The organism is Hanamia caeni (genome assembly GCF_003721595.1).
Lineage (GTDB): Bacteria > Bacteroidota > Bacteroidia > Chitinophagales > Chitinophagaceae > Ginsengibacter > Ginsengibacter caeni.
Genome location: NZ_RJJR01000028.1, coordinates 1 through 20,535, shown reverse-complemented (window position 1 = coordinate 20,535; position 20,535 = coordinate 1). Strand labels below are relative to the sequence as shown.

Here is a 20,535-nt window from a genome sequence, read left to right as displayed (position 1 = left end):
TCAGCTCCATCTGCGTTTCCACCACTTATATCCTTCGAACCAAAATACGGAAACAAATCCCACCAAGATAGCAATGCCTGATTGCATTCCATTTAAAGAAGCCATTTTAAAAAAACGGGTAATAGAGGGAACATAGAGAATAAGGGCAAGCAGCGTGAGGGTTACGAAAAGCACCACAATCATCAATATGTTCCGGTATTGTAAAGTAGTAAAAACGGAATAATAAAACGAGCGGTTGACCAGTGTAAGGAAAATATTAGCTATGATTAATGTCGTGAAAACCATGGAACGGGTCAGTTCTCCACCATACCCGTTTTTAACTGAAAACTGGTAGGCGAATAAGGTGCCCACAGTGATGGCAAGTCCCTGTATAATACTAATCGTCAATTCCTTTAAATTAAAAAATGTATGCGTCATTTCACGAGGCGGACGTTGCATGGCATTGGCTTCCAGCGGTTCATTTTCATAAACAATGGAACAAGTTGGCCCCATGATGAGCTCTAAAAAAATCACATGCACGGGTGTAAAAATTGTGGGATACGCCCATCCCAAAACAAGTGGCAGCGCTACAGTTAAAATAATGGGTATATGGATGGAAATAATGTATTGAATAGCTTTTTTCAGATTCGCATAAATCTTTCTGCCCATAGCCACAGCATCCACCATTTTTCCAAAATCATCATCAGTAAGAATCAGGGACGCCGCTTCTTTCGCGATTTCAGAACCACGCTTGCCCATAGCAATACCGATGTTGGCTGCCTTCAGCGCAGGTCCATCATTTACGCCATCGCCCGTCATACCTACAATATGATTTTGCCGTTTTAAACTTTCAACAATCTTCAATTTCACTTCCGGAAACATGCGGGTGAAAATAGTTTTTTCGCTTACTGCTTTATCAAAATTAGTTTCATCCAATTGTAACAATTCGGCGCTGGTAATGGCTTTTTCATATCCCCGGAAATTAGCCTGTTTGGCAATAGCCGCGGTGGTTAAAGGATTATCCCCTGTAATTATTTTTAGTTGAATACCGGCGCTATAAAGCTGTTTAAACACATGAGCAATATTCTTTTTCGGCGGGTCATAAAAACCGAGGAATCCTAAAAAATCAATTTTAAATTCCTGCTGCGTTTTGGGAAAATCATTTCCGACAAACTTTATTTTCCCCACGCCTAATACGCGCAAACCCTCACGGGCAAATGATTCCAAATAAGAATTTACTTTATTTATTTGTTCACTGTCAAGCGATGAATGTTGCAATATCGCTTCCGGTGCACCTTTTACGGCAATCACTCTTTCGCCATTTCCATTTTCAAAAACATGCGTCATCATCGGCGGTTTTCCTTCCAAAGGATATTCATGAATCATTTTGAATTCGGGACGCAGGTCTTTTTTTATATTTTCTGTATAAGCTTCGTGAATAGCTTTTTCCATCGGGTTGAAAGGAACAATCTCACTGGCCCACATCGCAGCGCTGATGAGGTTTTGCGCAGAAGAGCTCTGCCACTTTTCTTTCTCAGCAATTGTGTTGCCGGTAAAATCATAAACCTTAAAAAGCTCCATGCGGTTCTCTGTAATGGTGCCTGTTTTGTCGGTACACAAAACGGTGGCCGAACCCAATGCTTCCACCGTGGAAGTTTCTTTTACAATCACACCCTGCCGCATCAACCGCCATGCGCCGAGCGCCATAAAAGTGGCCAATGCCACAGGAATTTCTTCGGGAAGCACTGACATTGCAATCGTTAAACCCTTCAATAAACTATCTAAAATATCAAAAGATTTGAAAAAATTGATGCCCCAGATAATGAGGAAGATCATTCCACCCGCAAGGGCCATCCATTTTACAAAAACGCTTATTTGCTTTTGCAAGGGTGACTTTTCTTTCCGGATGCTCTGAATGGATTTTCCCAATTGTCCTAATTTGGTACGCTCACCTACAGCGGTTACTTCAAACACGCATTGGCCCGCTTCGGCAAGCGTGCCGCTAAACACTTTATTATCTTCTTCTGAACGAATGTCTTTTGTTACACTAAAAGATTCGCCCGTAAGAATGGATTCGTTTACTGAAAAATCATTGAGTTGCTTTACCTGTCCATCTGCAGGAATGAGTTCACCTTCCGAAACAATCACATAATCACCCACCACAATTTCTTCTGATAAAAGATGCATCACCCGGTTATCACGAATAACAGTGGCGTGAGGTTGCGTAAACTCTTTCAATGCCTTCAATGCATTGCGGCTTCTGTTGTCCTGGTAAATGGAAATACCCGAAACCAGAATAATAGCGCCACTCATAAACCAGGCATCAGAAAATTCACCCAGAATAAAATAAATCACTGCAGCCGTAACCAGCAAAATAAACATAGGTTCTGTAACAGCATCTTTCAATGCATGCCAGAAAGGACTTGCAGATTTTGATGACAACACATTTTTACCATGAAGTTTGCGCGAGGCTTCTGCTTCGGCGCCGGATAATCCTGAAAAGGGAAATGGGTTTGTATTCATTGTTATTATAGACAGGAATTACAATTAAAAATATTGCAAATACCAACGACTTTGTACAATTATTGATTTCGTTATTTATTTTATGCGCGGAACTTATGCAAATAGTATTATCGTATGCACAGATTTTATGCAAATAGTATGGCTGGACATCTCAAAACTTCGACACTTAACAAGGATTTCACCTCTAATTCATGATTCATAACTCATAACTCTTAATTCATCACTAATACTCATTCTTCTTCTTTGTTTTTCAAACTCATCAGCAAGGCATAAGCGCCTTTCGTAACAATACTTTTATCCAGGAGTGTCGTGTCGCCTGTAATTTCAATAAATCCTGCATTGAGGTTCCCGGTTTGTACAGGCATCATTTCAAAAGTGTTTTTTCCTTTGTTTTCAAAAACATATTCTTTGCCTTCAAAGCGCACTACCGATTCTTCCGGAAGCACATTGCTCATGTGGTTTTTCAATTCAATTTCCGCGTTCATGTACATACCCGGAATTAAACTTTTATCATAATTATCAAAGTGACAATGCACATCTGTAAGTCCGTCGGACGATACGTCTTTGCTGATTAAAATAATATCACCGCGATATTTTTTCGCGGGGTTATTATTGGTGTAGGAAACTACCGGCTGACCAATAAAAACGTTATTTAAATCTTTTTCAAACACCTGTAAATTCAGATGAATGTCTGTTGGATTTACGAGTTCAAAAAGCACATCGCCGGGCGTAACATATTTGCCAATGTTGACATTTACTTTGGTAACAAATCCATCAATCGGCGAATACACATTCACGCTCTTTGAAATATTTTGCAATGAAAGTTTTGCGGGGTTAATGCCAATCAGCTTCAACTTTTCTGCCAATGATTTCATCAGAATTTTTTGTGTTTCAAATGCGGCCGCTGCCTGTTGGAAAACCTTGTCGCTACTCGCCTTGGTGGCATTCAAATCTTTCTGGCGGTAGTATTCTGTTTCATTCAATGCGAGTTGTGCTTTAGCTGTCAAATAATCTTGCTGCAACTGAATAAACTGGTTGTCTTCCACCACTGCAATAGCCTCATGTTTATTCACATGCATACCCGGTAACAACTTTGTTGATTTCAGATAACCACCCAATGGAAGGCTAACGGAAATCATGTTCTGCGGCGGTACATCAATTTTCCCATTCACTTTCAAAATGGATGTAATTTCTTTTTGTTCCATTTTTCCGGTAACGATATTCGCATTTTTCATTTGCGCGTCCGTGAGGGTAATGAAATTGCTCTCTACTTCTGTCGTTTGCTGCTGTTTAGTTGTGACCGATTTGCTGCCACACGATGCAAGAAGAAAAGTGAGAGCGAATAATTTGAAAATATTTTTCATGATGAAATTTTATTTTGAATTCAGGTAATTGATTTGGTTGATGGCATCGTTCATATTTTTTACGGCGTCCAGGTATTGGCTTCGGAGGTCAATCGCCTGGTTGACGAGGATTACCCAATCCAGGTAATTGATTTCGCCACCGGCAAATTGCTGATGGGCTGTGGCGATTGTCGTAGCTGCATTTTTCAGACCTTCACTTTCAAACCAGTTGACACTTGCGAGATATTTTTGGTATTCATTCATCGCTGTTTCTCTTTGCTGGTTCAATTGCTGCAAGCCTAATTGATAATTATTTTCAGCAATGTCTTCCTGCACTTTGGACGCTTTGATGATTGCCTTTTGACTACCATTAAAAAGCGGAATGCCCACACCAATTTGCACCGAATGAAACCGCCTTGATGAAGGATAATATTTATCATCCGCGCCGGTGCCGCGCATGCTGCTGTTGTTGTATCCAAATACGAGGTCGGGCGATAGTTTTGATTTTTCAAACAGCGTATTAGCTGCCACAATTTGCTTTTGTTGCGCCAGCAACTGAACTTGCGGATGCATTTCAGAGGAAGGTGTAGGAAAGTTGGTTGATTGTCTGAAACTACCGTCAGCCGGCACATACAGCGTATTTGTCCTCAGTGCAAATTGTAATTGGGATTCCATGATAAAAATATCCTGTTCCAATGCTATTAACTGCATCGCTATTTGTCCTTTCTGATTTTCTGCGGTTGTTTTTTCCAACACATTACTTTCGCCTTTTTCAAATCGTAACGCTGCTTTTTCTAAAAAGGAACTGTACAAGCTGTCCGTTTGCAACAACAATTTTTTCTTTTCCAATAAAAAAGAAAGCGTGTTGTAAATGTCCGTTACCTGCTTTTTCAATGCTGCTTCTTTCCATGCGACTGACATTTTACTTGCGTTCAGGTTTTCCTGAAGCAGCGATTTATGGCGTGCATACACACTTGGGAAATGGATGGATTGGCTGATACCAAATTTTGTGTCGGTATAAATACTGCTGATTTGCCCAAACTCACCAAACACGTCGGTGAGAGGAATTGTAGTTCCTGTTTTTAGCATACTTTGCTGATAGGTTACATTGAGTTTTTCTCCTTTTAATAAAAGGTTATTCGTAAGTGCTGTATCAATAGCTTCTTGCAAAGTGATTTTCGTTTGTGCATGAGCGTTATTGCTTACAAATCCTAAGGAAAATAAAATTCCGAGCATCACAGCCACATGTGGTTTTCTTTTTTTGAGGTTCATGTTTTCAAATAAGATATACAATACAGGTAATACAAATAATGTCAGGAAAGTGGCAATCATTAATCCGCCAATCACTACAGTGGCAAGCGGACGCTGCACTTCTGCGCCTGCGCCATTGCTCAATGCCATCGGCAAAAACCCCAACGAAGCCACGCTGGCGGTCATCAACACGGGCCGCAGCCGCACCTTGGTTCCCATCAATACAATCCGGCTTTTGTTATTCATACCTTGTTTTTTTAACCGGTTAAATTCCGCAATCAACACGATGCCATTCAATACGGCCACACCAAACAACGCAATAAAACCAATACCTGCGCTGATGCTGAAAGGCATGCCCCGTAATGCTAAAAATAAAATTCCGCCGATAGCAGATAAAGGAATTGCCGAATAAATGAGTAACCCCTGTTTTACCGAACCAAATGCGAAATACAGCAAAATGAAGATGAGCAACAATGCAATCGGTACTGCAATCATCAAACGTTGCGTAGCTGCCTGCAGATTTTCAAAAGAACCGCCATACGTGGTATAATATCCCGGCGAAAAATGCATTTGTTTGTCCACCTTGGATTGCAATTCATTCACGATGCTTTCCACATCTCTGCCGCGTACGTTGAAACCCACGACAATCCTGCGTTTCGCATCCTCTCGTTGCACCTGGTTAGGTCCGTCTTTTATGGAAACATTTGCTACCTGCGATAGCGGAATCTGGTTTCCTTCAGGTAGCGGAATCAATAAATTTTGTACATCGTTGATATTTTTTCTTTTATCGCCGGCAAGGCGCACCACCAAATCAAAATGCCTTTCACCTTCGTACACCTGGCATGTCGTTTGTCCCGCAAAGGCCGTGTTTAACACGCGGTTGATATCTGCAATATTCAGATGATATCTGGCAATGGCATTGCGGTCGTAATTGATAATGATTTGAGGCAACCCCGTTACAGGTTCAATGTATAGGTCTGTTGCGCCGGGAACTGTTTTTACAATAGCGCCAAGCCGCTCGGCATAAGTGGCCAATGAATCCAAATCTTCACCAAAGATTTTCACCACCACATCCTGGCGTGCGCCGGTCATGAGTTCATTAAAACGCATTTGCACCGGATATTGAAATCCGGCCGTAATGCCGGGAATATCTTTCAATGCATTGCTCATTTTTTCTGCGAGTTCATTAAAAGTTTTGGCGCTGGTCCAATCCTTTTTTTCTTTCAGAATCACCATCATGTCGCTCGCTTCCATGGGCATCGGGTCTGTGGGTACTTCGGCGCTTCCAATTTTTGTTACCACTTTTTCTACTTCGGGAAATCGTGATTTTAAAACATGCGCTGCTTTGGTGGTGTATTCAATGGTAGTGTTCAGATTGCTTCCTGTAAGCACACGCGTATCTACAGCAAAATCGCCTTCTTCCAACTGAGGAATAAACTCGCCGCCCATTCTGCTCAAAATGAAAATTGCAAAGACAAACAGCGCAACTGCTGTGAGGATGACCGTTTTTGGAAAACGTAAAACCTTCGTCAATGCAGCCTGGTACACGCGTTCCACACGCGACATGAAGCGGTCGGAAAGAGTGGGTTTATGCGAAATCTTTTTACTGAGAAATAACGAACTCATCATTGGAATATAAGTGAGCGAAAGAATGAAAGCGCCCAACAAAGCAAAGGCAACTGTTTGAGCCATCGGTTTGAACATCTTGCCTTCTATTCCCTGCAAGGTCAATATCGGCAGGTACACCACAAGAATTATCACCTGGCCAAACACTGCACTGTTCATCATCTTGCTCGCACTTTTATTCACTTCTTCATCCATCTTTTCCTGTGATAACTGCGTGACTGCCTGGAATTTTTTGCTATGCGAAAGCTGGTGCATGACCGCCTCTACAATGATAACCGCGCCGTCCACAATCAAACCGAAGTCAAGTGCACCAAGGCTCATGAGGTTACCGCTCACACCAAACATATTCATCATAATCACAGCAAACAACATGGACAAGGGAATGACCGAAGCCACGAGCAAACCCGCTCTTAAATTTCCCAGAAATAATACCAGCACAAATACCACAATCAATGCACCTTCCAATAAATTTTTTTCTACCGTGCTGATGGCATGGTTCACCATTTTGGTACGGTCCAGAAACGGTTCTATCACCACTCCTTCAGGTAATGTTTTTTGAATTTGTGCAATGCGTTCTTTTACATTTTCAATCACCAGGTTGCTGTTGGCGCCCTTGAGCATCATTACCACCGCACCAGCCACTTCTCCTTCATCATTGTAGGTCATCGCGCCATAGCGCACCGCGTGCCCGATTTTTACATCCGCCACATCCCTCATAAACACGGGGATTTCTGAACTTTGCTTCCTAATGGTGATGCTTTCGATATCTTCAATGCTTCCAATCAATCCTTCACTTCGTATATACAGCACCGTTGGTCCTTTTTCAATATAAGCGCCGCCGGTATTCTGGTTGTTGTTTTCCAAAGCATCAAACACATCATTAATAGTGATACCATACGATTGCAATTTGTTGGCGTCCACTTCTATGGAATATTGTTTGAGCTTTCCGCCAAAACTGCTTACTTCTGCAACTCCTTTCACGCCCAATAATTGCCGCCTTACAATCCAATCCTGGATGGTACGTAACTCGGTAACATCGTATTTTTTTTCGTACCCTTTTTCCGGACGAACTACATATTGATATATTTCCCCCAGGCCTGTGGTGACGGGGCCAAGTTCAGGCTGGCCAATACCTGCGGGGATTTGCGATTGTACTTGCCGCAACCTCTCTGCAACTTGCTGGCGCGCCCAATACACATCCGTTTTGTCATCAAACACAATGGTAACAAGCGACAAACCAAATCTTGAGAAACTGCGTATCTGTTTTATTCCGGGAATGTTGCTGTTGGCCTGCTCCACCGGAAACGTCACTAGTCGTTCAATATCCGTTGCGCCAAATGACGGCGCTATCGTAATCACCTGCACCTGGTTGTCTGTGATGTCAGGCACAGCATCAATCGGTAGTTTGGTGAGCTGATAACTGCCATAGCTAATCAATCCCAACACAAACAATCCGATGATGAGTTTATTTTTTATAGAAAAAGAGATAATGCTGTTTAACATAAATCTGTAATCATTTATAAAATGAAGAATAAATGCAATCATTCATTCACTGAAAAGATTTGTGAATGAAATTTTAAAAAGATGATTAACAGAATCGCGGCGGCTGCCAGATGTTGGAAAGGAAGTTGGAAGAGACAAACTGGTCATCAGGACAAAGGGAATGCTTTTCAATCGCCATCACCGGTTTGTAAATTGTATTTTGCGCCGGGATGACCACATTTTGAAAAGCTGCAATGCAGTTGTGATGCGTCTTGAAGGGCAGCTGCACATCCTTGTGATGGTCGGCATCCTCAACATGAGTGGTAGCATAATGCAGGTATAAAAATTGCCAAAGGGTAAGGTGCTTATTCTCTTCGCGATGCTCCACAAAATGCTCAATCAGCACAGGTGTTTTCAGCAACTGCGATAACTCCGTTGTTGAAAACAAATACAATGATAAAAGCGATATGGCAATAATTTTTTTCAAGTGCGTAAAATTAATGGAATATCCGCTCGAAAAGTATGATCACCATCACAGGTTGACATAATGGCCGTCAATTTTTCTCATTTAACCGGGCTTTTCACGGGATTGGATTAAGACATGGCTGGATTTCTATCCGGCTCGTTTTGTTTTTAGAAATTACTGGTTTAAATGATAAAGAAATTAAGTGGACAAACAAATAATCTGTTTTTTTATTTTACCCGCAAAGAATCTCGTCCATAATTCAATAACATATTTCATTACTCACTTTGGCAGCAACTTTTCTGATAATCCTTATGCTTCCTGATGCGTGTGCCCAGGCTTTTAAGGCGCTGGCATGGCCCGCAGTGCTGGCTTATAAGGCGATGAATATTTAAAATGCAGATGGTAAAAACTTGAGCCTTGTTTCTTACTCTGCAATTATTTCTCTTATTTTATTTCATAAAAAAAAGGCTGTTCTATTGAAGCAACCTTTTCTGTTATTGTTGAACTCTTGTATTATTTTTTCTGCAGCACTACACTATCGGCCGTTGTTGTTTGCCCCAATACAACTGTAACGCTTTTTTCTGTATTGTTGAAGGTTGTATTATTTGGCACAAATGAAAGTTGGTAACTTCCTGCAGGTATATCGCCAAACCAATACTTACCATTGGAAATATTGGTAAATGTTGAAGCAACTGTATCTGCTCCATTGATTGCATACACTGCCGTACGGATAGAATCTGGTACAACCACACCTTGCAGATTGCCCCCTGATGGTGCAAAGGAAATTACACGAATGACGGGTTTCAAAATATATTTTCCACTATTACCTGCTTTTACAATCGACTTTGCCGCATCAAAATCAAGGACTAATTTGTACAATTGCCCGCCATCCACATCCTGGTGAATTTGCACTTTTAAGCCGGATTGTTCTGCACTGGGGGTGGTTAAAGCTATTTTTTCATTGTCTTGTGTAATAATATAATTGTTGTCTCCCAATACCAGCCTTAGTTGTGAAATATTTCCGGACGGTATGTTTGCATCGGCAAGAAGAGTATCTTTTCCTCCTGTCAGCTCCAGAAGATTGTACATTCCGGGATGGGCGCCCTCCAGCGTTAGCCAACTGCTGTCCTTCGAATTGATTCGTACTTCTTTTATATCTATCCAAACTTCTTTTATTGATGGATCAGGCGCATCCGTTAGTCGCACCTGGAGCCTGGATTTGTTCGTGTTGTCATTGTTAGTTTTTTTGCATGAGAAAATCATAACAGAGCAGAATAATATTGCAATGGAAGCTATCGTCTTAAACGAAATTGTTTTCATAAAGTACATATTGTGGTTTGGATAAACAGTAAGGCAAGAACTATTCCAATGAATTATCGGATGTTATTTTGTTAACAACATTTAACTGATTTGCATATTATGCCTTAATAAATTTGATAGTATAAATGCCTTACAAACTCTGTACTGCACTGATTCTAAAAATTGAATGTTACATTATACCCAATAAATGACAGGCATCACAGTTCATTAAAATAAAGATCAATTTTCCACTGTCAGTTTGCAGGATGGACTTTCGCTTAAAGAAATTATTTTTTGGGCCTTTTCAGGCTGTCGGCAGGATATTTAGCGTCCATTTCCTTCATGGCATTGGCAGACCAGTTGATTATAGCGGATTTTTGTTCGGCGCTCAATACGGCATCCCTGTGCGGAATTGTATAAGAAAACAAAGGCATTTCATCTTCCTTAACCTGTTCCTGGATCTCTTTAAATTTTTTATAGCGGCGGTATGCTGCATACGTAGCAAACTCCGAAAAATTCAATTCCTTCTTCCCATCAATGACATGGTTTTCCAGGAACCAGGCAACGGGCTGAATGTTGTTATACCACGGATAATAAGTGGTGTTACTGTGGCAATCATAACAAGATACTTTCAGGATTTGCTGAACATTTTCGGGAACCGGATGAATGGCTGTAATTTGATTGGCAGCAATCTCTACTCCCTGATTTTTTGCAGGCCTTATGAACTGAATGGTTATCAGAGCAACTATAACGATAATCAGACTGATTTTCAAAACTTTTTTCATTTGTTATTTTTTATGATAAAACGTAAATAGTTTTTAAACAATTTTATTTGAAGAATCCAAAGTTAACCAGGGAAACTATAGTTCATACATGATATTGATAATCACATGAGATGATTTTAGTCAGTCTTAGAAAAGCGTCAAAGTTAATGACTAAGTTCAATTGCTTCTCTTAACTAGGATCACCACTATCTGCTGATGAAACTTAATACGACGAATGATATAGAACAGCGATTTTACAACATATTCGAATTATTTTTACAGCTGATTGCCGTTCGTTATTAATATGTTTTTATGAAAAATATTCTTCTTCCCATTGATTTTTCAGATGCCTCACTAAATGCATCTAAGTATGCCGTTTCAATTGCACACGCTTTTGATGCAAAGCTGACACTAATAAACGTGATAGAACCTCCCATTCTGGTGGACGATTCTATTCTTGCGCCAATAATGGTAACGCAGGCAGAAATTATTGAGGAAAATTCAAGACATATTAGCCAGGAAATAGAATCGCTGTCAAAAATTTACCCGGTAAATATGGATGCATTTGTTCGCGAAGGTTTTACCAGTGAAACAATTGGTGACCTGGCAACAGAAATTTCTGCAGACCTGATAGTGATGGGTATGAAAGGAAAAGGACAAAGCCGTTCATTCTTTGGAAGCACCGTTACTAAAATTACCAGGCATTTAAGCTATCCTGTGTTGATAGTACCAGCAACGGCTTCTTTTCAATTGCCCGCAACTATTGCAGTGGCCTCCGATTTTGATCCGGATTTTGAAAGCAAACAATATCATCTTCTCATTGAATTGGCAAGGAAATTTAATTCCAGGTTCCGGATTGTAAATGTAGCCGTTAAAGGCCGGCAGATGAAACCGTCACAAGCAATTGGGAAATTGAATACCAGCATGGCTTTTTCTCAATTTACAACCGAATTTCATACTATCCGTGAGAACAAAGTGGATGAAGGACTTGAAAATTTTCTTGAAGAATATAATCCTGATCTTTTGGTGATGATTGCGCGTGAACATTCCTTTATTGACAGGTTGTTTGGTAAGATACATACAAAAGAAATGAGCTATAAAACAAAAAAGCCTCTTCTCATTTTGCCGGGAAAATAAATATATGACTGTTGCCTGTCAATAAGTTTCACTAAGGCAAATAAAAATCCGCGGTATTTGTCTGTTTACTAACAGCCGGGCTTAGTCATTGTAAAAGAACACTTGTGTTTTCGCGAAGATTTTGAAAGGAATTTTTATTAGATATTATGGGAAAAATAGCTACTGAAATATTTTAAATTGAATTATCAAAAATATAAATGAGCGGGAAAGTGATGCTGCTAAATTTGTGATATGAAAAAAGCACTGATATTTTATTTGCTGATTTTTCCATTTTTTGCTATGGCACAATCCACGCAAAGCAGCACTTACTGTAATCCGATTAATATTGATTACACTTACATGATTTACAACGCTAACGCGGGCCTGTCCTATCGTTCCGGCGCTGACCCCGCGATAGTAAAATTCAGAAATGAATATTATTTATTTATTACAAGGTCATTAGGTTACTGGCATTCAACTGATCTTCTCAACTGGGATTTCATCACTCCTGAAAAATGGTATTTCCAGGGTTCCAATGCGCCTGCAGCCAGCAATTACAAAGATTCACTTTTGTACGTTTGCGGCGATCCTTCCGGAGCTATGAGTGTATTATATACAGATGATCCCAAAAAAGGAAACTGGAAAGCCACACCTTCTATTTTAACAGATTTGCAAGACCCTGATCTTTTTATTGATGATAACGGTGATGCATACATGTTTTGGGGCTCGTCCAATAAATTTCCAATAAGAGGAATAACACTTGACAGAGAAAAAAATTTTAAGCCTTCAAACAAAGTGGATACTTTATTCAACCTCAACGAAAAAAAACATGGCTGGGAACGTTTTGGAGAAAATAATTCGGACACTGTTTTAGGCGGATACATTGAAGGCGCATGGCTCACAAAACACAACGATAAATATTATATGCAATATGCCGCACCGGGCACCGAATTTAATGTGTACGGTGATGGGGTTTATATTGGCGATCATCCTTTGGGACCTTATCATTATGCGCCCAATAATCCCATTTCCTTTAAGCCCGGCGGATTTATGAATGGCGCCGGCCATGGCAGCACGGTTAGTGGCCCGCAAAATATACACTGGCATTTCACAACGATGGCCGTAAACGTAAACATAGGATGGGAGAGGCGTGTAGGGATGTTTCCCACTTTTTTTGATAAAGACGGATTAATGTATTGCGATTCTTATTTTGGCGATTATCCGCATTATGCCCCTGCCATTGCCGGAATGAAAGGAGCATTCAGAGGATGGATGTTGCTGTCTTTTAAAAAGCCGGTGAAGGCTTCTTCTTTAGTTGAAAATTATAAGCCCGAAAATGTAACGGATGAAAATGTAAAAACTTTTTGGGTGGCTGAAAAAAATGACAGTAGCCAGTGGCTGGAAATTGATTTGCAAAATCCGGCAAAAGTTTTTGCAATTCAATTAAATTATAATGATTTCAACTCCAATCTTTTTGGCCGGATTTCGGGTATCCATGAACGTTATATCATTGAAGGATCGCTGGATGAAAAGAACTGGATTACGCTTGTGGACCGAAGTGATAATTTTAAAGATGTTCCTAATGATTATGTGGAGTTGACGGTTCCACAAACGGTGCAATATGTGCGCTATAAAAATATTTACGTTCCTACGCCTAATCTGTCTGTTTCTGATATACGGATTTTTGGAATTGCGCATGGAAAGAAACCAACAGAAGTCAAAAGGTTTTCAGTGAACAGGCAAGCGGATCGCCGTAATGCCTTTATTAAGTGGATGCCACAACAAAATTGCCAGGGTTATAATATTTTGTGGGGAATAGCGCCAGACAAGCTTTACAGTTCTTGGATGGTTTATGATAAAGATTCTATGCTCATGAGAAATCTGAATGCGGATCAAAAATATTATTTCTCGATAGAAGCATTTAATGAAAATGGAATTTCAGAAAGAACTGCGTTGATGGAAATAAAATGATTATTTGTGTAAAATAAAATCTCCGGGAAATATTGCTTACTGTTAATTTATTTTAAAACAAATAGAATTAAAATCCGGGATATTTATTGCTTTACTATTTTAAGCAGAGCAATTATTTGTTATCTACAACATCCATTATTTCCCATTTGTCAGCATTTCTTTCAAGGTAAATATATCTTGTAAGCGCACTTTCATTATTTGTTTTGGTGAGCGCTGAGGCGGCAATCACGATCTCTTTTTGAGAATCTGGGGCGTCGAAAATAAAATGATAAAAATTATTCCCCGACAAAATGATTTCTTTGATATTTTTTGGATCATTTTGATTTAAGCTGTCAAGATCATTGAACTGATAAATTACGTACCGGTTGATGAGATCATTCTTGATGGTATCCCTGAAGTACAAATCGATTGAGGTTGAATAAAGAGAAGATTTTGAGCTATCAAAGGATAACACGGGCGGTATAGGTTTTAAAGAATCAATCCATGGCATCGGTGGAACTATCGCCGGGTATTTGTAATAATAATTTCTTAATGAATCACTCCATCCATTTGGATTACTTTTGAAAGTGGTGCTGCTGAAATAAACACTTCCCTGTATCCCGGCATATTGTCGCAGAAATTTTATCTGGTCGGGCAATTCATTTTTATTCTTCCAGGCATAAGAACGGGGCTCAAGAGATCGGTAAACGCCCTGGCCAATGTATAGTTGTCGTCCATACGCGTGCCGTGCCCACCAATCAGTCAGCACTTTAAAACCGACTACTTTCTGGCTTATTTCCCAATAAAGTTGCGGCACTACATAATCAATCCATTTGTTTTTAAGCCACAATAAAATATCGGCATATAAATCATCATAATTGGTAACGCCTGCCTTGGTATCGCTCCCATCAGGATCGTCTGCAATATTTCTCCAAACACCAAAAGGACTGATACCGAATTTGCAATGTTTATTTTCTTCTTTTATCGCAACGCTTAACTGCCTTATAATGGAATCAACATTGCTTCTGCGCCAGTCGGAAAGGCCCATGCCATTTCCATATTTTCGGAAAGAGGCAGTGTCCGGAAATTCTTTACCCGCGATACGATATGGATAAAAATAATCATCAAAATGGATGGCGTCAATGTCATATCTTTTTACCACATCGCGAACTACATTTTCTACAAATTTTTGCGCCTCCTTATTTCCCGGATCAAAGTATTTTGTCTGCCCATAGGTGACGAACCATTCCGGATGCAACTTTGTGATATGTGTTGGCGATACAGAAGATTTGAAAATATTAAACACGGCGCGATACGGATTCATCCATGCATGAAATTCCATTCCGCGTTTATGCGTCTCCGTTATCATGAATTTTAAAGGATCGTAATAAGGATTAGGAGGCATTCCCTGTTTCCCGGTAAGAAACTCGCTCCAGGGTTCATACTCAGAAGGATAAAATGCGTCAGAAGCAGGTCTTATTTGCACTATCAAAGCATTCATACCATTTCTTTTATTCATTTCTACTAATTTAATAAACTCGGCTTTCTGCGCCTCTGTGCTCAGAAATTTGGAAGAGGGAAAATCTATATTTCCAACAGTTGCCACCCACACGCCGCGAAATTCATATTTGGATTGAGCAAATGATTTTTGAAAAAAGAACAAAACGAGAAAAGAAAAAAAGCAGAAAAGTTTTTTCATAGTGGATTAAAATATTATAGCAAGGCAAATTTAAACGCAAAATTTGAAGATAAAATAGAAGAGACGGTAATAAAGTTTTTAAACTGCTATTAGTTCAGCTTTAAACAGGCTTGGCAAAGGGGCTGGTTTCCCTTCTTCTTTTAAATCCCCCAGATACAAAGCGATCGCCTCTTTTACATTTTCTTTAGCTTCATTAATGGTATCTCCGTTTGAATAACAACCATCCAAATCCGGTATTTTAGCCCAGATAGTTCCATCCGGAGATTTTTCAAAAATTACTAAGTATTGCATTATTTAAAATTAAATTATTATTTCCATCCAGCCTTTCTTTTAATAGCATTTAACAGAAGAAGTATAATTTTTTGAAGGATTTGTTAAAGATCTTTCATCCATTTAGTCTAAATATAAATGTATCAAACCTTGTTCCAGCTTATGTTTCCCCCTTTTTCATCTTTCATTTCAATGCCAAGCTGTGAGAGTTGCTTTCGTATTTTATCAGAGGTAAAAAAATCTTTTTTTGACTTGGCTTCTTTGCGTATCTCAACCAACAGGTCCATAATCCCGGTAAGCTGAACAGAACTTTCAAACGGATCTTTTAATCCCAGAATTTGTTCGAGGAAAATAGAAAATTTCTCTTTTAAATTTTTGAACGTGGCTGATGAAATGGCTTCAGATTTTATTAAACCATCCTTTATCGAATTAATAACCGGAACAATTTCAAACATGTTAGCCAATACTTTTGCTGTATTGAAATCATCATTAATGAATTCTTCAAATTCATTCACCAGTTTGTTTATTTTTTCATCAAGCTCTGGATCATTTGCTTTCTCGCTGTCGCTAACGGGAAGCTTCTTCAAAACTTCATAAGCTTCAAACAATCTTTTCATTCCTTTTTCAGATGCTGTCAGTGCTTCGCTGGTAAAATCCAGCGTACTTCTGTAATGAGTTTGCAAAATAAAAAAGCGAATTACCATCGGTGAAAAGGCCTGCGTAAGCAAGGGATGAGCGCCGCTAAACATTTGTGTAAGCGTTATCTGGTTATTATAGCTCTTCCCCATTTTTTTGCCATTCACGGTAATCATATTGTTATGCATCCAATATTTTGCTGGAGCAACATGATTGCAAATTGTGCTTTGTGCGATTTCACTTTCATGATGGGGAAACATAAGATCCATGCCACCACCATGAATATCAAAACGGGCTCCGAGATATTTGGTAGACATGGCAGAGCATTCAATATGCCACCCCGGAAAGCCTTCTCCCCACGGGCTTTTCCAGCGCATAATATGTTGGGGAGGCGCCAGTTTCCATAAAGCGAAATCTGCTTTGTTTCGTTTTTCATCCTGACCTTCCAGATCACGCGTGGTTTCCAAAAGGTCATCTATCACACGCCCGCTTAGCTTTCCATAATCATGATTTTCAGCATACTTTTTTACATCAAAATAAACCGAACCGTTTACTTCGTAAGCATACCCGGCTTTTAAAAGCTGTTCAACCATATTAATCTGCTCAACAATATGCCCGGTGGCCGTTGGTTCTATGCTGGGTTCCAGCGTATTAAACTCCCTGAAAGCCCAGTGGAAAAGATTAGTATATTTTTGAACCAGTTCCATTGGTTCAAGTTTTTCGAGCTGCGCCTTTTTTGAAATTTTATCTTCGGCCTCGCGCCCTTCTTCTTCAAAATGCCCCGCATCAGTGATATTACGCACATAACGGACTTTGTAGCCAAGATATAACAGGTACCTGTACACGACGTCAAAAGTTATGTATGGCCGAGCATGTCCCAGGTGGCTCTCGCCGCTTACAGTTGGCCCGCAAACATACATGCCCACATGAGGCGGATTAAGCGGAACAAACTCTTCTTTTTCTTTTGTAAGCGAATTATAAATTCGTAGGGCCATGCTTTTTAATTTAATAAATTTCTTAAATGGACTGGTATTTTTATGCCTGTAAAGATATTTTACCTTTTCTCACTTTATACACATTGATACCTCTTAATTATCAGAAGAATATTCCAAATCTGCAATAATAGGAAAATGATCACTATAACTTTTTTTTATCCTAGTATAATCCATGATTTTAAAATTTTGATCTGTAAAAATATTGTCAATGCGCAGGGTAGGCGAGATGGAACTAAATGTACGCGAAATGCCCGAGCCTTTTTCCGCAAACGCATTTTTCATTCCTTCGCCTATTTTTTCGTAAGCATAAGAAACCGGGACATCGTTAAAATCTCCGCAAATAATTACCGGGTAAGGGCTATGATTCATTTCGTCTTTTATAAAATTAGCCTGCGAAGCTCTTTTTAAAACGCCCAATTTAATTTTATAAATAATGTTTTTGGATTCAGAAATATTTCCTTCTGATGGAACGGTTCCTTTGTCGAGATAGTTTAAGTTCTCCTGCGAGAATTTGAGCGACTGCAGGTGCACATTAAAAATCCTGAAAGTATCTTCCCTGTGGGCCACATCTACAAACTGAAATGTAGAATTGTAGCTGTCGGGCTTGTTAACCAGGGTTTGCTTTCTGATAATAGGAAATTTTGAAAAAATGATTATTCCAAAATGATGATACTTATCAAAATCGTTTTTTACCCCGTAAGAGTAAAAATAATCCTTGAATTTTAAAGCCTGCAGGATGTCTGGAAAATAATTGATAGCTTTCCTATTGTCGCCAGCCACCATCTCCTGGAAGCAGGCGATATCCGGATCGTATTTGTTGATAAGGTCAATTATCCTTTGTTTTTTTTCCGGTTGATCTTTATAGTGAAGAATATTGAACAATTCCACATTCCAGCTCATAACGCGTATTTCTCCGGGCTTTTTTTGAATTTGAAATTCTGTGTCCAGGTGAAAAGGAAAAATATTCTTTACGGCATCTAAAGAAATTAATATAATAGATGCGGGCAGAATAATCCAGAATGGTTTCACAAATAACCAAAAGAAAAAGAATATTACTAACAAAAGCAACAGGTAAGGCAATGCTAACGTAAGCAAACTGATAAACCACCATTTGGCAGGATCAAAATATTTTACGTTGGCACCAAGAAGAAAGAGAATCCCAATAGCCAGGTTGATAAAAATGAAAAACTTTTTTGTAAACCTGCGCAGAAAGGGTTTTTTCATTTATGGCTATCCATTTAATAATTATAAAGCAAGTTGGTAATAAGGCAGGATTAAAAATCAGTTTCACTGGCTTTTTCCAAAATAGACTTTTCCTCGTCTGATAAATGATTGAAGCCTTTTTGATTAATTTTATCAAGAATTTCATCTATCCGTTGTTGAGTGATGACAGGCCGCTTTACAAAAGGCTTTTGGCCGCCGGTATGATAAAACACTTTTTCTTTAATTTTTTGATTTTGCCGTACAGGTCTATCAGGATTGAAGAGGTCTACACACCAACTGTATATTTTGTTCATCCAGCCGCTCCAGTCGTACCCTCTTTTTAAGCTGAATACAAATACGAAACCAATGAGGCCACCGCCAAGATGCGCAATGCGTTCGGAAGCATCGGCAGTGCCCGTAAAGTCAATGATAACATAAATAAGAGTGAGCACCCAAAGCGGAATTCCGCCGTTCAGCATTCTGAACAATCTGTAATCGGGTGAGAAAGTGGTGGTGGCAACTGCAATGGCCATGATGCCTGCATTTCCACCCAGCATAAAAGAATATTCAATCTGGTCTTTCAATTGTGGAAAAGCATAGCTGGAGGCTACAAAAAACACAGCGCCGGCAATGCCTCCATAAAAATATACAGGAATAATTTTTGAATTTCCTGACAGGTCCTGAAGTATCGAACCAAACACCCAAAGCCAAACCATATTAATCAGCGTGTAAAAAAATCCTACATGAACAAACATGTAAGTTATAACTGTCCACGGCCGGGACGCTAAGGAAGAAAGTTTTGCCGGAGCGATAAACCATCTTAAAATTTCATATTGAAAGGCGGTGCCGCCGGATTTGGAAATGTAATAAATAACCTGGATCAATCCGAAGCTCACAAACAGCAAAGCATTAATTCCAATGAGCGCTATCAGCGCGTTATTGTCATCACCAAGGCGGATTTTTTTAAGCTGCCGGTCTAAATATCTATCTGATTCACCCATTTACCTGAATTATAATGCCGGGTAAAATTACCAAATTGCCCGCATTTTTAATCACCAAATTTTAGATTTTAAAAATTTCTTCTGCCGGTTTTTTTCCAGATAATACATAGTATCAATCCCATTGCCAGGCCTCCAAGATGCGCAAAGTGTGCCACGTTCCCCCCGAAGCCTGAAAACTGCCCAAATAAATCAAAAGCGGCATAAATCATGGCGAGGTATTTTGCCTTTATCGGGAAAGGTATGGGCAGAATATAAAATTGAACATTAGGAAATGTGTACGCAAATGCAGCCACAAGGCCCATAATAGCTCCCGAAGCGCCCACAGCAATACCTACAGGAACAAGGAACATTTCTGTAACACCCGCAGCAAGCCCGCACACAAGGTAAAAAATCAGGAACCTTTTTGGTCCCCATAATCTTTCAAGGGAAGATCCAAAAAGCCACAGCGCGTACATATTAAAAAGAATATGAAAAAAACCACCGTGCGCAAACATGTGCGTTACCAATTGATATGGCTCAAACAACCCGGTGCCAATTCCCCACAACCCAATCCTGCTAGTAAGCCATCCCAAACCTGTGCCGCCAGTGACATCCAAACCGGTTTTATCAAAAACCAACTGGGCTACAAAAACGATCGCATTGATGATGATTAAATTAAGCACAACCGGCGTTGAAGATTGGGAGGGCCGGTAACTGTTATACGCCATTCATTAAAATTTTGGCTGCAATTTCGGAAATTGTTGCGGAAATATTGCTTTATCAGTTATACTTAACAAAATCAATATTTAATTGCAATATTCATTATCGTTATTAGTAAACAAATAAATATCCATTTTATTTAGTTAATCCTTAATAACCCAAGTAATCCACAAATAGGAAAGGTTTGGGGATAAAAAGGCCAGATAAATTTTGCAGAAGAAATGAAATTTGTA

At 39.5% G+C, this 20,535-nt stretch carries 14 protein-coding genes; 2 read left to right on the top strand and 12 right to left on the bottom strand.

The window, feature by feature from the left end; genetic code table 11:
* From EFY79_RS20710 to EFY79_RS20685, 6 genes are all read right to left on the bottom strand, one after another.
* Entirely contained in the window at positions 1 to 2,502 is a 2,502-nt protein-coding gene (locus tag EFY79_RS20710) for a cation-translocating P-type ATPase (RefSeq protein WP_123122668.1), read from the bottom strand.
* A gap of 230 nt (positions 2,503 to 2,732) precedes the next feature.
* Positions 2,733 to 3,866, bottom strand: a complete 1,134-nt coding sequence (locus EFY79_RS20705; protein ID WP_199727605.1) for an efflux RND transporter periplasmic adaptor subunit — start codon at positions 3,864 to 3,866, stop codon at positions 2,733 to 2,735.
* Positions 3,867 to 3,875: 9 nt separating this feature from the next.
* Positions 3,876 to 8,267, bottom strand: a complete 4,392-nt coding sequence (locus EFY79_RS20700) for a CusA/CzcA family heavy metal efflux RND transporter (RefSeq protein WP_233578073.1) — start codon at positions 8,265 to 8,267, stop codon at positions 3,876 to 3,878.
* A 43-nt stretch (positions 8,268 to 8,310) separates the two neighbouring features.
* On the bottom strand, positions 8,311 to 8,691 hold the full coding sequence (locus EFY79_RS20695) for a hypothetical protein (protein WP_123122666.1): 381 nt from the start codon (positions 8,689 to 8,691) through the stop codon (positions 8,311 to 8,313).
* Between the two features lie 492 nt (positions 8,692 to 9,183).
* Positions 9,184 to 9,990 (bottom strand): DUF4382 domain-containing protein, encoded by an 807-nt coding sequence (locus tag EFY79_RS20690; protein ID WP_123122665.1) that lies wholly within the window; start codon positions 9,988 to 9,990, stop codon positions 9,184 to 9,186.
* Positions 9,991 to 10,256: 266 nt separating this feature from the next.
* Positions 10,257 to 10,754 (bottom strand): heme-binding domain-containing protein, encoded by a 498-nt coding sequence (locus tag EFY79_RS20685; protein WP_123122664.1) that lies wholly within the window; start codon positions 10,752 to 10,754, stop codon positions 10,257 to 10,259.
* Between the two features lie 291 nt (positions 10,755 to 11,045).
* On the opposite strand from EFY79_RS20685, the gene EFY79_RS20680 reads away from it, so the two are divergent.
* Together EFY79_RS20680 and EFY79_RS20675 are read left to right on the top strand one after the other, a co-directional pair.
* Positions 11,046 to 11,870: a universal stress protein gene (locus tag EFY79_RS20680; protein ID WP_123122663.1), complete on the top strand. Its 825-nt coding sequence runs from the start codon at positions 11,046 to 11,048 to the stop codon at positions 11,868 to 11,870.
* Between the two features lie 231 nt (positions 11,871 to 12,101).
* Positions 12,102 to 13,820: a family 43 glycosylhydrolase gene (locus tag EFY79_RS20675; protein WP_123122662.1), complete on the top strand. Its 1,719-nt coding sequence runs from the start codon at positions 12,102 to 12,104 to the stop codon at positions 13,818 to 13,820.
* A gap of 112 nt (positions 13,821 to 13,932) precedes the next feature.
* On the opposite strand, the gene EFY79_RS20670 is transcribed toward EFY79_RS20675, so the two are convergent.
* The 6 genes from EFY79_RS20670 to EFY79_RS20645 form a co-directional block, all read right to left on the bottom strand.
* A complete protein-coding gene (locus EFY79_RS20670) occupies positions 13,933 to 15,498 on the bottom strand; it encodes a glycoside hydrolase family 10 protein (RefSeq protein ID WP_123122661.1) in 1,566 nt (521 codons plus the stop codon).
* A gap of 78 nt (positions 15,499 to 15,576) precedes the next feature.
* Positions 15,577 to 15,789, bottom strand: a complete 213-nt coding sequence (locus EFY79_RS20665) for a type II toxin-antitoxin system HicB family antitoxin (RefSeq protein WP_199727604.1) — start codon at positions 15,787 to 15,789, stop codon at positions 15,577 to 15,579.
* Between the two features lie 122 nt (positions 15,790 to 15,911).
* Positions 15,912 to 17,399 (bottom strand): cysteine--tRNA ligase, encoded by a 1,488-nt coding sequence (gene cysS, locus EFY79_RS20660; RefSeq protein WP_123122659.1) that lies wholly within the window; start codon positions 17,397 to 17,399, stop codon positions 15,912 to 15,914.
* Between the two features lie 93 nt (positions 17,400 to 17,492).
* Positions 17,493 to 18,623, bottom strand: coding sequence for an endonuclease/exonuclease/phosphatase family protein (locus EFY79_RS20655; RefSeq protein WP_123122658.1), 1,131 nt, complete (start codon positions 18,621 to 18,623; stop codon positions 17,493 to 17,495).
* 50 nt (positions 18,624 to 18,673) lie between these two features.
* A complete protein-coding gene (locus EFY79_RS20650; protein WP_123122657.1) occupies positions 18,674 to 19,603 on the bottom strand; it encodes a rhomboid family intramembrane serine protease in 930 nt (309 codons plus the stop codon).
* Between the two features lie 68 nt (positions 19,604 to 19,671).
* On the bottom strand, positions 19,672 to 20,310 hold the full coding sequence (locus EFY79_RS20645) for a rhomboid family intramembrane serine protease (RefSeq protein ID WP_123122656.1): 639 nt from the start codon (positions 20,308 to 20,310) through the stop codon (positions 19,672 to 19,674).
* Positions 20,311 to 20,535 lie beyond the last annotated feature (225 nt).